This is a genomic window from Hyphomicrobium sp. DY-1 (assembly GCF_047497105.1).
In the GTDB taxonomy this organism is placed as follows: domain Bacteria; phylum Pseudomonadota; class Alphaproteobacteria; order Rhizobiales; family Hyphomicrobiaceae; genus Hyphomicrobium_B.
In genome coordinates, this window is record NZ_CP134870.1 from 2888759 (window position 1) to 2903623 (window position 14865).

The following is a 14865-nucleotide window of genomic DNA, read 5'->3' on the forward strand; positions in this document are numbered from 1 at the left end:
TCACTTTCCCCCTCCATCTATAGAACGTATGGCTTTGGCGATTTCTTCCCACGCAGCGACGTCTTCGCGGTCCCAAGGATCTTCGTGGTCGAGAATTACAGCTACGCGAGAAATAATTCTCCTCGCTTCCCCAAGCTCTTTCTGCAGGCGCTCGATCTCGGCAATAGCCGCTTCCTCACGTTCTGCAATCTCATCGCATTCCCGTTCGGTAATCTCTTGAGTCCGAGGAATACGTTTCTCGTGATTGACCGATGGCCGTTTGCTTCGATAAAAAAGCGCCGCGTCCCGCAGCCTCTCCACAATTGAATTAGCGTTCATTCGAACCTCGCAAATTTTCCGTGGTACTTCTTGGCGGCTGCGCAATATGCGGCATGTGCCTCTTCCGGTGTGTCGAAAAGTCCAAGGTATTTCTGCTTGCGGTCAACGCCAATCTTAGCTTCCCAGCGGTTTGTGCTTCTATTCAGGCGCACACCCTTGAAGCCAGATTTATTTCCACGACCCTTTCGCGCATTACGAATGTTCTCGGTATTATTCACTTCGCGAAGATTGCGCAGTCTATTGTCGTCCCTAACGCCATTTATATGGTCCAAAAACGCAACCGGCCATTTGCCCGTCATGTAAAACCACGCAAGGCGGTGAGCTAGGTAATCGCGGCCGTTCAGTCGTACCCGCACGTAGCCTTTATCATTCACGGATCCAGCAGCATCTCCGGATCGAATGCGGTTTCTAGTATTAATAAGCCACGTCAGAGCGCCGCTATCTGGATCGTAATGAATAACCTCTCTTAGTCTTTCGAGTGTCAGTAGCGTTGCTTCTGTCATGTGGTGTCCTCAGTCGATTTTCGCTTCTCAAGTTCTTCCAGATGATCGGGCAGCGCGCCTCCTTGCGAGCGATCCTTCTCGTGATCTCGCCAAGGCACTGAGGTCGCAATGACACGATCCAGGCGCTGCATATTTGCACGCTCGCGTTCCGCCATTTTGGGCGGCAATGCGGAGCCATAGAAATGGTTCTCAGGCGCCCAATCCTTCCCCGTTAGACCCTCGAATAGTCGGATCAGGTCGCGCTGCGTCTCGATGTGGCGGACATGCAGAAATCGCGAATATTTGTGCGCGAAGTCGCTCCGGATCCAACAGAACCATTTCCTGTCGCCGCGCTCTTCACCTGCATGATTCTTGAACCACATCGGCGCGAGTTCGATGCCTAAATCCTCCATGCAGGTTGTCGAGTCTTCCATCACGCGGCCGATCCAGAGAAGCCAGTGCTTATCGGGCTGGCGGTCCATCTGGTGCCATTTGAACCCGATCGACTTGAGCCAGTCTTCGGTGATGAGGTCGGCTTTTTCCGTCATTGCCTCACCCCGTGAAAATGAAAGTTCCCAGATCTCTTCGCAGCTTCAGCCTTAATCACCGCTCGCGCTTTGATAACGTCAGGAAGTCTTTCGAGATAAGCGGCTTCATCTTCGGAAGGCTCTCGAAGTGAGAAGTCGTCACAGATGATCGAAAGCGTTCCGCACTGAATGCAGAGACTGAGATCGCCGGGCTTTGCGGAATGGCCATGACCAACCCCGCTGATCTGGTCGTTGAGCTTCCCGCATGTGCGGCAGGTAGCGGGAGGGACGTCGATCGTCTTCATTGAAGGTCGCCTCGATGTTGGCTGATCGGGGCATCAGGGTTATTCCGGTAGAAGCTCTCGCGGCTCGCAGATTCAGCCGCTTCTGGCGCAGCCTCGCGAAATGCTGCGAGTATTTGGCTGCGGTCGAAACTTGCCCGATTGCGGTCAGCGAGAACATCCTCCATCATTTCTTTGAGCTTGGGATAGGCACCGCTGCACCCAAGGAGACGGCAAAGTTGGCGCATAGCAGCGCCAGCAGAGACGCCTTCGCGATATTCGTCTTCTGCCCATTTCTCGATTACAGGTTTCTCAGTCATGTGAATCCATCCATTTCGCTTCGCGCTCCAACCACAGAGCGAGGTCCATAAACTTGTCGCAGAGCCAACGAACGAACCTGGAATTGCTCGTCTTCTTGATCGCGAGAAGTTCGAGACGACGGGAGCGTGCTTCGTCTTTCAATTGCTGATCCATCAATCCGTCTCCCTCACATATCGCCCTTGTTTCCAATTGAATTTCATTCCCGGCCTTTTCGCCAAAGCCGATTTCTTCTTCATCGATTTTGGAATGACATGCCTTGTTGCAGCACGCCTGTTATGTCCGGCTGCTTTGTGGTCTTCAGCATCGACAAGAGGTTTGCAAAGGCAGCATTCCGGAGCGAGGTTGGCCCAATCGTTCGTGCCGCCAAGCTCAAGCGCGAGCTTGTGACCGACGCTCCAATCGCGAGCGAGTTCGGTCGGCCCGATCTTCTGCTTGCACTTCCAGCATCGGCCGCCATGCTCCAGGAAAAGCTTCGCCGCTTGAGCGTCGGTTAGGAACTTTCGGGGCTCGTGGTGCCAAGGGGTTTGAAGCGTCATGTCATGCCGCCTCATCAAAGAGATCATCACTAGCTCGGAGTTCTCCGCGACCGGAGATCAGTTCGAGAGTGCGAAGTCTGGAAAGAGCGTTATTGAAGCCGCCGCCCTTGGCCTCGTATCCGGCTTGGTCGGCGACCTCTTCCTTCGTCAGCGCTCTCGGCCACGCTTGCGCGAGAACCAGAAGGGCCGCACGCTCGGCTTTTGCCAATTGATTGAGCCAATGTTGAAGAAGGGCTTCGCCGGAGGGCAGCGGCTCGTATTCGCCGAGCGCTTCGATACCGGCGTCGGTGATCGATAGCTGCCCATGACCTGTGAGCCAGCCCTTCGTCCGGAGAGCAGATAGCGCATTGTTGAAACCACCTCCGGATGACGCATAGCCGGTCAGAATGGCGATCTGAACCTTGGTGCGGCCGCTCGGATATTGCGCCAGTGCGGTGAGCACGAGGCGTTCCGCTTTCGGCATCTGAGTGCCAACGCCATAGGCCATCTTGATTGCCGGCTTCATTTTCTGCGGCGGAAGAACGATTTCCTTCCCAACCACCAGAGGCTGCGCGGCACGCGCCGGAAGAGCCGCTAATGTCGGCTCATCGGCTTGAATCGCTCCGAGAGCGGACTGCGCCTTCTTCAGTGCTGCCTTTTCCCCTTCTGCAAATCCGACACGACGGCCTTCGTCGAAGCCGGCGGCGCGGCCGCGATCTTCGGCGGCGCGCAATGCTGCCGGCTCAGGCTGGACGATGGTTGTCGCCGCCGTCGATGTTGTGCGAGCAACTTGTTTCGGCTTTGTCTTTTCCGCTTCAATCGCGGCGATCGCTGCCTTGAGGCTTCCGATGTCGATCGGCTTGAGAGATGCCGACTGCCGTTTCTCGCCGCGCTTCGGCGTGCTCGAGCTATCGAACGTCGTCTTCGTCGGAAACTTCACTGATTGGAGGATGCCGCGGCCCGGGATCCAGAGAATGCCGTGACCGCGCTGCATCGTCGGCAGCTTGGCGTTGAACTCTTTCTGCTCGGCCTTATCGGCCTGCCCTTCGATCCAGGCGCCGAGCGCGTCCCGGTCCTGCTTCGCCGTGAGTTTCATCGCGACCAAGCCGTCGGCCTGGCTCAGCACGTCCTTCGATATGACGGCCGGTCGCTGGGTGATGAGCCACGGAATGAAGCCTTTGACGCGCCCACGTCGAACGATGTTTTCCATCAAGCCCTGGAGCTGCGGCTCCATCGAGCGCTGCGGCGCCCAGAGGTCGGCCTCGTCGAAGATGAGATGGAAGGGCTCGCCCGTGCTGTTCCGGTACATCGCCTCCAGGAACCCAAGCATGAAGCGACGTTCGGCGGATTTTGTGCCGAGATTGCTCAGATCAATCACGGCGCTCTCGGCGGCGCCGGCGATCGCTTCGCCGATCAGCTTCCCCGACTGTTCGGTGATATCGATGTCGGCGTGATCGCCGCCGAAGATCACAACGGGGAACGCTGCATCCTTGCCGTTGGCCTTGAGCCGGATACCCCAGGAGACGCCGAGAGGGTCGATCATGACGACCTTGGATTTGCGATCGAGAAGCCGCTCGACCGCCGTGGTCATGGCATATGTCTTGCCGCTACCACTCGTTCCGACGATTGCAAGGCGGTCGTCCAAGGCTTCGTCAGGGATTGGGAATAGGGTCATGGCGACACCCCACCAGAAGGCGGAATCCGTCCCCAACCCGTCCCCACGCAATCATGGAATGTTCGCGAAGCGTCCAAGCGCAGAGAAGCGCATGAGAACATGACGCAGAGCACCCCAAAAACATGGGCAAAGCATCGGAATTTATTGATTATTTCGGTGGTGCTGCCGGAGGGGATTGAACTCTCGACCTCTCCCTTACCAAGGGAGTGCTCTACCACTGAGCTACGGCAGCTGATTTGGCGTATCGCCTTTGAGGGCCAACGAACGGAAAATTCAGGCGCGCCAACCGGCGTGCCGGAAATGTTCCTGGCTCGGGCGGGCGGACACTGCCACAAGGCTTGACGGCGAGCAAGCCGGAAAGCCAAGCTATCGACAAGGGGGGAGGACGGAGCATGAAGATGCAAGTCTTGCGACACATTCCGAGACGCGCGAAGGCTGAATGAGCGGAGATTTGCCGCAAAAACCGCCTGCAAATCCGGGTGCAAAGCCGTCTGCCGCCCAGATGTCCCGGAAGCAGCGCCTTGCCGAGGAGTTGCGCGCCAACCTGAAACGCCGCAAGGCTGCGGCTCGGCGCCACAAAGAGACGGATGGGGACGACGGGGAAACATCGTCCGGCAATCATGAGGACTAAGGCTGCTTCACCCGGAAAAGCGGCTTGCCGAGGGTAATGCTCAACGGATAATCACGCGATCTCGGGCCCTCTGGCCGATTCGTGCGGATTTTCCACATGGAGACGATTGGAATTCATGGATCGGATCAGAATTGTCGGCGGCCACGCGCTTCGGGGAAGCATCCCGATTTCCGGCGCCAAGAATGCGGCCTTGCCGCTGCTGATCGCCAGCCTTTTGACGGAAGACCGCCTGACGCTGAAGAACGTCCCTAATCTCGCGGACGTCAATCTTCTGGTGCGGATCCTGCGTAATCACGGCGTCGACCTTGCCGTCGATGGCAAGCGTTCGAGCCCGTCGGGCCATCTCGGCGACACCATCCATCTGACGGCCCGCGACATCGTCGATACAACCGCGCCCTATGAAATGGTATCGCGGATGCGGGCGAGCTTCTGGGTGCTTGGTCCACTGATCGCGCGGATGGGGCAAGCGCGGGTGTCGCTGCCGGGCGGTTGCGCCATCGGCACGCGGCCGGTCGACCTGCATCTCATGGGTCTTAAGGAACTCGGGGCCGAGATCGACATCGACAGCGGTTACGTCGTCGCCAGGGCGCCAAAGGGACTTCGCGGTGCGCATATCGTATTTCCGAAGGTGTCGGTCGGTGCCACACATAACGTGCTGTTGGCCGCGGCTCTCGCCAAGGGCGAGACCGTGATCGAGAATGCAGCACGCGAGCCTGAGATCGGTGACGTGGCGACGTGCCTCACGAAAATGGGGGCGCATGTCGAAGGCATCGGCACGTCGGTGCTGCGCATTCAGGGCCGCGATCGGCTCGAAGGCGCAGTGCATACGGTGCTGCCAGACCGTATCGAGACCGGCACATTCGCGATGGCGGTAGCGGCAACGGGCGGCGATGTGCTGCTCGAAGGCGCGCACATTCACGATCTCAAGACTGCGCTCGATGTGCTGGGCGAGACGGGCACATCGGTCGAAGCCACCGAAACCGGTGTACGCATTGTGCGGAATGGCGGCGGCATCCGGCCGGTGTCGGTCGAGACGCAGCCGTTTCCAGGATTTCCGACCGACCTGCAGGCACAACTGATGGCACTTTTGACGTGCGCATCGGGAACGAGCGTCATTCGCGAAACGATCTTCGAGAACCGCTTTATGCACGTGCAGGAATTGGCGCGGCTTGGCGCAGACATCCAGCTCCATGGCGACACGGCGACGATCAAAGGCGTGAAAGCGCTGAAAGGCGCGCCAGTGATGGCGACGGATCTTCGCGCCTCTGTCTCGCTCGTTATCGCGGGGCTCGCAGGTGAGGGCGAGACGGTCATCAACCGCGTTTACCATCTGGATCGCGGCTTCGAGCAGCTGGAGCGGAAGCTCGGCGCCTGCGGTGCTGAAATCGAGCGCCTCAGCAGCGGTTGAGGTTCTGTACCAGGAGACGTTGCAGCTTTCGGCGCGTCTTTGTATCACTCGGCCTTTCCAAGCCGCCCGCCTGCCTTGCGGAGACAATCGCGCCCGATGCCGGACCTTAAGCTCATCGCCTTCGATACCTTAGACCTCGGTATTATTTCCGCGCATTTGCAGGATGCGGTGCTGCGCGTCGGCGAGATGACGTATTTGCCGAAGGAAAAGCGGTTTGCTGCGATCGTCAATCGTTTCGACTGGGCGAATGCGCTGGGCCATTCGCAGACCGCGCAGGGGCGCCGCGACGAGAATTTCGAGCGCCGCCGGGCAGGTATCCGGTTCGAGCGGGTGAATGCCGCGCAAGTACAGGGAATTGACTTCAAGGACAAAAGAACAGCGCTCGCGCTGCTGGCCGTTACGTTCGAGCCGAAGGGCGGCGAAGGTTCTCCCGAAGGCGATGTCACGTTGACATTTTCAGGTGGCGCGGCCATTCGGCTGAGCGTCGAATGTATCGAGGTCGAACTGAAAGATCTCGGGGCGGCGTGGGGGACAAAACGCTCTCCCGAGCATCCCGAGGATGCAAGCTGATCTGCTTTTCGATCGCTTCCCAAGGACAGATTGCCGATGCCTGTGCGTCTCAACAATAACGATAACGGTTTCGAAGCGCAGTTCGTTGAGCTTCTTGGCCTCAAGCGCGAAGTGTCGGTCGATGTCGATAACGCAGTGCGCGAGATCATCGCGGATGTCCGCAAGCGTGGTGACGCAGCGCTGATCGACTTGACGCAGAAGTTCGATCGTCTCGATCTCAAGAAGGCCGGCATTGCGGTGACGGCCGATGAAATCGAGGCGGCGTATGCGGCGTGTTCGGAAGAGACGCTCGATGCGCTGACGTTCGCATGCAATCGCATTGCCGAGCATCACAAGCGCCAATTGCCCACGGACGATCGCTATACTGACGCCGCGGGTGTCGAGCTTGGGCATCGCTGGACGGCGGTGGAATCCGTTGGGCTTTATGTGCCGGGCGGACTTGCGTCGTATCCGAGTTCAGTTCTGATGAATGCCGTACCGGCGAAAGTTGCGGGCGTGCCGCGCATCGTCATGGTGGTGCCGTCGCCGAGCGGCGATCTCAATCCGCTCGTGCTGGCGGCGGCAAAAATTTCCGGCGTCTCGGAAATCTATCGCATCGGCGGTGCGCAGGCCGTGGCAGCGCTCGCTTACGGCACGGAGACGATCAAGCCGGTCGTGAAAATTGTCGGGCCTGGCAATGCCTATGTCGCAGCGGCGAAGCGGCAGGTGTTCGGCGTCGTCGGCATCGATTCCATCGCGGGGCCGTCGGAAGTTCTGGTGATTGCCGACAAGAACAACAATCCGGAATGGATCGCCGCCGATCTTCTGGCGCAGGCCGAGCACGATACGGCGGCGCAGTCGATTTTGATGACAGACGATGCGGAGTTCGCAAACGCAGTTGAAAAGGCCGTGAAGCGCCAGCTCGAAACGCTGCCGCGCGGAAATATCGCGGGCGAAAGCTGGAACACGTATGGCGCGACGATCATTCTAGGATCGCTTGGCGAGGCTGTACCGCTGGCCGATCGGATCGCTGCCGAACATCTGGAGATTGCAACCGCAGACGCCGAAGATCTCGCGAAACGAATTCGTAACGCGGGCGCTGTTTTCATCGGTAGTGTGACGCCGGAAGTGATCGGCGATTATGTTTCGGGATCGAACCATGTGCTGCCTACGGCGCGGAGCGCGCGGTTCTCATCCGGGCTTGGCGTTCTCGACTTCATGAAGCGGACGTCGATCCTGAAGCTCGATGCGGCGGCGCTGTCGAAACTTGGCCCTGCTGCGATGACGCTTGCTCGCTCGGAAGGGCTCGAAGGGCATCGGCGTTCCGTGGAAATCCGGCTCGAAAAAGCAGGTTAAAAAACGAGATGGACCAAACCGTCGCTTCACCGGAAAAGAGCCGGGACCGGCTGATAGAGATCACGCTCGATGCAAAGTCGCTGGGGCGCGCGAACTCGAGTATCGAGCATGAACGCGAAGTCGCGATCTTTGATATCCTCGACGGCAACAGCTTTCGCGTCGAAGAAATGGATGCAGGTCCATATAAGCTGCATCTGTCGCTGACGGAGGAGCGCCTCGTTCTGGCAATTTCTCCAGCGGAAGGCGGCGATCCGGTTGAACTGGGTATGGCGCTGGCTCCGCTCAAGCGGATCGTGAAAGATTATTTCATGATCTGCGAGTCGTACTACGAAGCGGTCCGGACAGCGCCACCGGCCCGTATTCAGGCCATCGACGTCAGCCGTCGCGCGCTGCACGACGAAGGCAGTGTGCTGCTCAAGGAAAAGCTGTTGCCGCGGATCGTCGTCGATGAAGATACGGCGCGGCGGCTGTTCACGCTCGTTTGCTCGCTGCACTGGAAGGGATGAGTGGCCGGATCATTTGCGGGCAAGCAGATACCAGGAGGTCTGCTGGCCGACGCCTTTGATCTCGATATCGTCGCGCGGTTCTAAAACGAACGTGCTTTGCAGCGCGCCGGCGCATGTCGGGCAGATGGCGATAAAGCCCGGTTTGCTCGACTGTTCCAGACGGCTCGCGAGATTGACCGGATCGCCCCACACGTCATAGCTAAATTTATTCTTGCCGATGATGCCTGCCATCATCGGGCCCGATGCCATGCCGACGCGAACGCTGATTGGAATATTTTCCTCAATGCTAATGCGTTTCACTGCCGTGACGATGTCGAGTGCGGTGGCCGCAAGCGCTTCGACATGGTCTTTGCGAGGGACGGGTACGCCGGAGGCGACCATGTAGGCATCGCCGATGGTCTTGATTTTTTCGACGCCGTGGTGATCCGCGATTTCATCGAAGGCGATGACCAGGTGATTGAGAAGCGCGACCGTTTTTTCCGGGCCGAGGCCGCGCGCCATGCCGACGAAGCCGGTGATGTCGGCGAAAAGCACCGAGGCTTCGGAAAAGCCGTCAGCGATCGTTTCGCCCGGTGCTTCCTTGAGGCGCTCGACCACGCTGTCAGGCAAGACGTTGCGGAGGACCGTCTCGGTTTCGGCCTTGGCACGCTCGAACAGGCTGAAGGCATAATAAACGCAAGCGGCGATCAGTCCGAACGTCGTCACGGCGGCCTGGACGTAGAGCGAGTTGATCGTCTTCTCGTCGACACGAAACTTGGCGGCTTCCATGGGAAACGAGAACCAGACGAACAGGTGCAGGATCAGCGCCAGCCAGACGATGGCGATGATGATCCGGAAGCGCCGGGCTTCAAAAATGACGAACGGCGCTGCGGCGGCGATCACGTATTGCAGTGGTGCGCCGCCCATCCGTCCGAAAAATGCGGTGAACCCGATGAGAGCGGAAAACTCGGCGACGACGAGCAGCAGTCCGCCCGCGATCTCGTTGTAGCGATGCATGAGCGGCACGAGAGCGACGATTAGCGCGACGCCTAAGTTGATATAGACGGCGGGCAGCATCTCTTTCACGCCAGAGGCCCAGAGCTGAGCTGCGTAGATGCAGGTCGTGACGACAACGAGCGCCGAGAATACATTGACGATCTTGAGGCGACGCTGGATGTCCGGCGGATAGCCTTTGATGCCGATATTGGATATCCGGCGAATAAAACTGCGGATACCATCGAAGGCGGCCTTCAACCACCCAACTGCCAACGTAGGCAGGGCACGCCGCTTTGGCCGATCAACGATCGTCATGTGCTTGGTCCGGCGATTGCGGCAAGACGACTAATCTCTGTCGTCGAGGCGGCCGATGCCGCTCAGTGCCGCGATGTTGCAAATGACCTGTTGGCCTCGACGCTCGATGGCGCCTTCCTGTTCGAGCATGCCCAACGCGGCGTTGACCTTCGGACGGCTGGCGCCGACGAGCAGGGCGAGCTCGCTTTGTGAAATTGGGAGGGCAAGCGAAACTTTCTCGGCTTTTCCGGCCGGGTCCTTCTGGCGAACAGATGCAAGGAAAAAGCGCGCAAGCCGGGCTTCGATCGGGTGCAGGGCGATTGCTTCCAGTTGCTCATCGGCATCGCGCAGACGGCCAGCGAGAAAACGCACCGCGGCCTCGCCGACGGAGGGCTGGGTACCGAGCAGCCGGACGAATGCGGCTTTCGACAGCATCAACGTTTCGACCTTGTTGACGGCGGTCGCGTCGGCGGAGCGGGGAAGGCCGTCGAAGACCGCCAGTTCGCCGAAGATCGAAGGGGCCTCGACATGCGCAAAAGATAGTTCGCGGCCATCGGACGTCAGGACCGAAAGCCGGACGCGGCCCTTGGTGACGATGTGAAGCTCTAAACCGGCCTGACCGCGCGAAAAAATGATCTGGCCGGGCTCGTAGGCGGAGTCACGAAGCTCTGCCGCGACAGCCTTTCGGCTCGATTCGTCGAGCGTGCCGAAAAGCGGCGTCCTGGCAAGTACGTCGGCGGGGTCTGGTTTCAAAGCCATTGCGGCCATCAAATCTGGGAAAGATCAGGCTATTCATGCCCTGTTTTGGTGCCGCCTGCAACGCATGGGCTGGGGCTTGCAAAGGCTGGGACGACGGCCGCATTGTTCGCCTCTTGTGTGTCGCCTTTATTCTATCGCCTGTGGTCACGGTTATGATAACGACGCTCATGAGCAGTTTATTGCCCGTCTTTGCCCGGTCCGGCGTGCCCGGACGAGAAACGCTGCGGCGCACGCTGTCGCGCGAGCGATCGGAGACGAACGCCGCTATTGAGCGGCCGCAGCTTGTGCTCGCCAGCGCCAGTCCTCGCCGGGTTACGCTTCTGGCTCAGGTCGGGGTGAACCCGGATGCACTGCGTCCCGCCTCTATCGACGAGACGCCGAAGCGTGGAGAAATGCCGCGTGCCCTGGTGTCCCGGCTGGCCCGCGCCAAGGCGGAAGTGGCACGCGCGCAAATCGCCAACGATCCGGAGCTTGCAGGCGCCTACATCCTGGCCGCCGATACGGTCGTTGCGATGGGTCGCAAGATCCTGATGAAGCCGGCGCACATCGAAGAGGCGATGGCGTCGCTACAACTGCTTTCGGGCCGGACACATAAGGTCCAGACCTGCATTTGCCTGATTACGCCGGACGATCGCGTCCGGACGAAGATTGTCGATACGCGGGTGCGCTTCCGCTACATCAACAAGGCGGAGCTTGAATCCTACATCGCCTCGCGTGAATGGCGCGGCAAAGCCGGCGGATACGCCATTCAGGGCTTGGCCGGCTGCTTCGTGCAGCGGCTGATTGGCTCTTATACGAACGTGGTCGGCTTGCCCTTGACGGAAGTCGTGGGGCTTCTCAATTCCGAGAAGTTCCCGATCCAGTACAACTGGCTGAAATACGCCGAAGTCGACCGCGATTGAGTTTCGTTATGTCCGCTGCCAAGTCCGGAGCGAAGCCGCTCAAGTGCCCGATCTGCGGCAAGGAGGCTGCCGAGGCCTATCGGCCGTTCTGCTCTAAGCGCTGTGCCGATATCGACCTCGCGCGGTGGTTTACGGGCGGTTATGCCATTGCCGGACGGGACGAAGACGAGGGCGACAACGCGACGCCGCCCGAGAACGGCAAGCGTTCGGGGGACGAAGACGAGGGGGTATAAAAAAGCCTTGCGAGAGGCGCTTGCATACCGCCAATCGCCCCCCTATAAGGACCGCCTACTTCGTTCGGGGCTCTGCGCCGCGGAGGCAGGCCCAGGTAGCTCAGTTGGTAGAGCATGCGACTGAAAATCGCAGTGTCGGCAGTTCAATTCTGCCCCTGGGCACCATTGCCCAACGTATTCTTTGAAGTCCCTCGCTAAAATTCGTTCAGCAGAACACGGCCTCAATCCGGAAAATCTGGCGTCCTTGTACGGACGGCGCGGAATGCTCGCGACGGCCGCATAAACGCATGGGTGTGCCTGTCGTTGATCATTCATTGTAACGGCGGAGCAGAGGCTGTTAGGCTTTGCCTTCTCCGTGAAGTGCAGTGCGCCCCTCCGCTACACTTTCGCGATCGGCCGCGTGTCGGCGTTCACAAATGAAATCCAGTACGTCCGGGTATTCGACCGGAGATGGAGAGATTTATGAACGACGCCTTCGTTGACGCGCATCTCGGGCAATTTTCCGATAGGTCGTCCGTCGACCGGCGCCGGTTTTTTCTCGGCGCTACGAGCTTTACAGCGTCGGGGATCGTTGCCGCAAAAAACGCGAGCGCGGCCGCACAGGCAGTATCCGCGCCGGAACAGCCGAGACTAAGTTTTCTGCATGGCGGCAGTGGGCCATCCCGTTATCATCCCTCGTTCGTGAAGGACGTCGGTCTGCTCACCGACCTCAACGCCACGAACCAAGGAGGGGCGTGGTGGAACTTCGATACGTACATTACGCCAGTCGAAGAATTCTACATTCGCAACGAATATCCGACTCCGCGTGCGGAGATCGATCAGCGCGTCGATCCGCGATTCTGGCGTCTCAAAATCCATGGCGACGCGATAGAGCGGCCGCTTGAACTCACATACGATGACATCCTCAGGATGCCGTCGCGGTCGATCGTTAGCGTCATGCAGTGTGCGGGGAATGGCCGGTCACTGTTTTGGGAACAGCAGGACATGCTGTCGTCGCCAACCAAGGTATCAGGAAACGGCTGGGGGCTTGGCGGCGTAGGACAGGCGGAATGGCAGTACGTTCCGATGAGCGAGATTCTCGGCCGTGTCGGCCTGAAGGCCAATGCCAAGAGCGTGCTTTTCTGGTCGGGAGTCGACGGCAACGCGCCGAACATTCAATCCGATACCGGCAGACCGCTTCCAATCAGTGAACTGATCGAGCGCGGCGAGGACATCGGCCTGGCCTTCAAGATGAACGGCATGCCGTTGCCACCGGATCACGGCGCTCCAGTCCGGGCTCTCGTGCCGGGCCGGTGTGGAGGCGCATCGACGAAATGGCTAACCGAGATCAAAATTGCGTCGCACGATTTTTGGGTGCGGTTGAACACAATTGGCCACTCCATGGTTGGCCCGGACTATCCGCCGCCGAAACCGTCCAGCGACGACGAGTTTAGATTCGTCACGCCGAAGGACGTCATCGGTATTCCGGTGACATGGCACACATCGCGGTCCATGCTTGCAATACCGTTGGTGCTCGCCAAGCAACCGCAGATGCCATCCAACTATCCGCTTAATCGCGGTGAACTGCCCGTCCTGCCGTCGGGGGCACAGACCTTGCGGGGCTATGCTTGGGCGCCGCACTGGGGCGTGAAACGCGTCGATGTGCGTGTCAACGGCGGCCAATGGGAGCCAGCACGGATCATCGATCATCAGCCTAACCGCTATACCTGGGTGAGGTTCGAAATTCCGTTGTCGCCTCTACCGGGAACATATCTCATCGAAACGTGCGTGGTCGATGGGCGGGGCGATCGCCAACCTGCGCGGGTGCCCTATAATGCGGGCGGCTATGATTTTTCCGCCATTCCCAAATTCTTCGTTCGATTTTCCTGAGATTTTCGGATGCAGGAAGGTTCACTGCGATTGGCGTGAAGCTATTTCCGTGAGCGAAGCTCTGCTCAGACCAGGACGTGAGACTTCCGGGTTTGCTGCTCTTCTGTTGTTGTCCTGCACAGCGCGCATATACGCCCACAAATAGGGCTCGTAATTTCTTGCGAAGGACGCTCCGACCCGAGGATTGAGTTCGAAAATCATCGGCGTTTCATCCTTGAGCTTAAAGTTAAAGCATGCGCATCCGGTGTAAGAGAGGTCTGCGAAAATGCTGGCAAGCTCTGAGGGTATGTACCCGCCTAAGTCCTCAACGAAGCATGGATGGTTTTGCGCCGACTTTGTGTAAGTATCACTGCTGAACAGATATTTGTATGTTTTCACGTAAACCAGACGGCCAGCGACGCAGATCGCGTGCGTAGCATATTCCTCGGCACCTGCAACGTACTCTTGAAAATAGAAGTCGGGATCGTGGATCCTATCCGTCTCCGACCTCTTCGTGATGATGCGGGTATGGATTCCATACTCATCGACGCGTCGCTTTTGAATGAAGGGCAATTCCAATTCGCTCGGTGAGCCTACGCGTGGAATGCAGTTCGCATAGCCACACTCCATCATCAGCGCGTTGAAGACGATCTTATCGTCTATTGCTTTCGCGATGTGTTCTTCTGGAAAGATGCATTTGTGCCGAACCTGCGGGCAATCTCGCAGTATGGCGTAGTCTTCCATTGAGAATGGCAATATGAAATCGCATTCCGATTCCAGCACGGTGTCTCGATTGAATTCTTTTTCGAGGAAAGTGATTTTCGGGCGTGTCCCGACCGGCTCGGGCGCCGCGGCAGTGCGGGAACGTTTCCAAAAGTGCTTTTTCTTTTTTTGGGGCGGTGCTGTCATGCGAGCATGCTTAGTCGTGAGAATTTCTCGCCAATCGCGTCGGCCGCCCAGCAATATTGTCGGCATCGCTTACTCCGAAAAATATAACGATCCGAATACGCTGGCATATGCCTTATGGGCTAGTCTATCTGTGTAGAGATAAATGTTCGTGTTGGGAGATTTGTCTCGTTCAATTGGGAAAATACGCACAGCCGTTGCGGGATTTTCTCTCTGAAGCTGGCAGATTAGACATCTGCGGCGCGATTAACTCATGAACTGATGACGCTGCGATCGGTGATGGCGCGCTCTCGGCCGTCGCACATCCTGCCTGCAATATTCAGGCTAACTCACCGGCGTTTTTCAACGTTGCATTAAACAAAAAAGAAAAACCCGCCGG

19 protein-coding genes and 2 tRNA genes are annotated in these 14865 nt (G+C 58.5%); 9 read left to right on the forward strand and 12 right to left on the reverse strand.

The genetic code is table 11. The annotated features are described in order from the left end of the window. The 9 genes from RLW41_RS13885 to RLW41_RS13925 form a co-directional block, all read right to left on the reverse strand. Positions 1–318: a hypothetical protein gene (locus RLW41_RS13885; protein ID WP_414461847.1), complete on the reverse strand. Its 318-nt coding sequence runs from the start codon at positions 316–318 to the stop codon at positions 1–3. Continuing rightward, entirely contained in the window at positions 315–821 is a 507-nt protein-coding gene (locus tag RLW41_RS13890; RefSeq protein WP_414461848.1) for an HNH endonuclease, read from the reverse strand. Before RLW41_RS13890 ends, RLW41_RS13885 begins: the two co-directional genes overlap by 4 nt. Further along, positions 818–1348, reverse strand: coding sequence for a hypothetical protein (locus tag RLW41_RS13895; protein WP_414461849.1), 531 nt, complete (start codon positions 1346–1348; stop codon positions 818–820). The genes RLW41_RS13890 and RLW41_RS13895 overlap by 4 nt, the downstream gene beginning before the upstream one ends. Next, positions 1345–1632, reverse strand: coding sequence for a hypothetical protein (locus RLW41_RS13900; RefSeq protein WP_414461850.1), 288 nt, complete (start codon positions 1630–1632; stop codon positions 1345–1347). Before RLW41_RS13900 ends, RLW41_RS13895 begins: the two co-directional genes overlap by 4 nt. Beyond that, positions 1629–1928: a hypothetical protein gene (locus RLW41_RS13905; protein WP_414461851.1), complete on the reverse strand. Its 300-nt coding sequence runs from the start codon at positions 1926–1928 to the stop codon at positions 1629–1631. Before RLW41_RS13905 ends, RLW41_RS13900 begins: the two co-directional genes overlap by 4 nt. Continuing rightward, positions 1921–2082, reverse strand: coding sequence for a hypothetical protein (locus RLW41_RS13910; protein ID WP_414461852.1), 162 nt, complete (start codon positions 2080–2082; stop codon positions 1921–1923). The genes RLW41_RS13905 and RLW41_RS13910 overlap by 8 nt, the downstream gene beginning before the upstream one ends. Next, positions 2082–2465 carry an HNH endonuclease gene (locus tag RLW41_RS13915; protein WP_414461853.1) on the reverse strand — a complete coding sequence of 128 codons (384 nt, stop codon included), beginning with the start codon at positions 2463–2465 and terminating at the stop codon, positions 2082–2084. The genes RLW41_RS13910 and RLW41_RS13915 overlap by 1 nt, the downstream gene beginning before the upstream one ends. Position 2466: 1 nt before the next feature. Next, complete coding sequence (locus RLW41_RS13920) at positions 2467–4119, reverse strand: helicase HerA domain-containing protein (RefSeq protein ID WP_414461854.1); 1653 nt, start codon at positions 4117–4119, stop codon at positions 2467–2469. A 157-nt stretch (positions 4120–4276) separates the two neighbouring features. Next, positions 4277–4351 (reverse strand) — tRNA-Thr (locus RLW41_RS13925). Between the two features lie 207 nt (positions 4352–4558). Here RLW41_RS13925 and RLW41_RS13930 point away from each other — a divergent pair. The 5 genes from RLW41_RS13930 to RLW41_RS13950 all read left to right on the forward strand — a co-directional run bounded on the left by RLW41_RS13930 (position 4559) and on the right by RLW41_RS13950 (position 8569). Then, on the forward strand, positions 4559–4750 hold the full coding sequence (locus RLW41_RS13930; protein ID WP_013946301.1) for a hypothetical protein: 192 nt from the start codon (positions 4559–4561) through the stop codon (positions 4748–4750). Between the two features lie 115 nt (positions 4751–4865). After that, positions 4866–6158: a UDP-N-acetylglucosamine 1-carboxyvinyltransferase gene (gene murA / locus RLW41_RS13935; protein WP_414461855.1), complete on the forward strand. Its 1293-nt coding sequence runs from the start codon at positions 4866–4868 to the stop codon at positions 6156–6158. 96 nt (positions 6159–6254) lie between these two features. Beyond that, entirely contained in the window at positions 6255–6728 is a 474-nt protein-coding gene (locus RLW41_RS13940; RefSeq protein WP_409562276.1) for a DUF2948 family protein, read from the forward strand. Positions 6729–6764: 36 nt separating this feature from the next. Next, complete coding sequence (hisD, locus tag RLW41_RS13945; RefSeq protein ID WP_414461856.1) at positions 6765–8063, forward strand: histidinol dehydrogenase; 1299 nt, start codon at positions 6765–6767, stop codon at positions 8061–8063. Between the two features lie 8 nt (positions 8064–8071). Further along, positions 8072–8569, forward strand: coding sequence for a UPF0262 family protein (locus tag RLW41_RS13950; RefSeq protein WP_409562278.1), 498 nt, complete (start codon positions 8072–8074; stop codon positions 8567–8569). 9 nt (positions 8570–8578) lie between these two features. On the opposite strand, the gene RLW41_RS13955 is transcribed toward RLW41_RS13950, so the two are convergent. Both RLW41_RS13955 and RLW41_RS13960 read right to left on the reverse strand, forming a co-directional pair. After that, positions 8579–9859: an adenylate/guanylate cyclase domain-containing protein gene (locus RLW41_RS13955; protein WP_414461857.1), complete on the reverse strand. Its 1281-nt coding sequence runs from the start codon at positions 9857–9859 to the stop codon at positions 8579–8581. Positions 9860–9889: 30 nt separating this feature from the next. After that, a complete protein-coding gene (locus RLW41_RS13960) occupies positions 9890–10597 on the reverse strand; it encodes a Crp/Fnr family transcriptional regulator (RefSeq protein ID WP_024275376.1) in 708 nt (235 codons plus the stop codon). Positions 10598–10764: 167 nt separating this feature from the next. Here RLW41_RS13960 and RLW41_RS13965 point away from each other — a divergent pair, with 167 nt between their 5' ends. The 4 genes from RLW41_RS13965 to RLW41_RS13980 all read left to right on the forward strand — a co-directional run bounded on the left by RLW41_RS13965 (position 10765) and on the right by RLW41_RS13980 (position 13601). Beyond that, the gene (locus tag RLW41_RS13965) at positions 10765–11499 is read left to right on the forward strand and encodes a Maf family nucleotide pyrophosphatase (RefSeq protein ID WP_409562280.1); all 735 of its coding nucleotides are present in this window, start codon (positions 10765–10767) and stop codon (positions 11497–11499) included. Positions 11500–11507: 8 nt separating this feature from the next. Continuing rightward, a complete protein-coding gene (locus RLW41_RS13970; RefSeq protein ID WP_013946310.1) occupies positions 11508–11732 on the forward strand; it encodes a DNA gyrase inhibitor YacG in 225 nt (74 codons plus the stop codon). Between the two features lie 89 nt (positions 11733–11821). Then, positions 11822–11897 (forward strand) — tRNA-Phe (locus RLW41_RS13975). Between the two features lie 297 nt (positions 11898–12194). Further along, entirely contained in the window at positions 12195–13601 is a 1407-nt protein-coding gene (locus tag RLW41_RS13980; RefSeq protein ID WP_414461858.1) for a molybdopterin-dependent oxidoreductase, read from the forward strand. A gap of 21 nt (positions 13602–13622) precedes the next feature. Here RLW41_RS13980 and RLW41_RS13985 read toward each other — a convergent pair whose 3' ends face one another. Continuing rightward, on the reverse strand, positions 13623–14555 hold the full coding sequence (locus tag RLW41_RS13985; protein WP_414461859.1) for a hypothetical protein: 933 nt from the start codon (positions 14553–14555) through the stop codon (positions 13623–13625). Positions 14556–14865 lie beyond the last annotated feature (310 nt).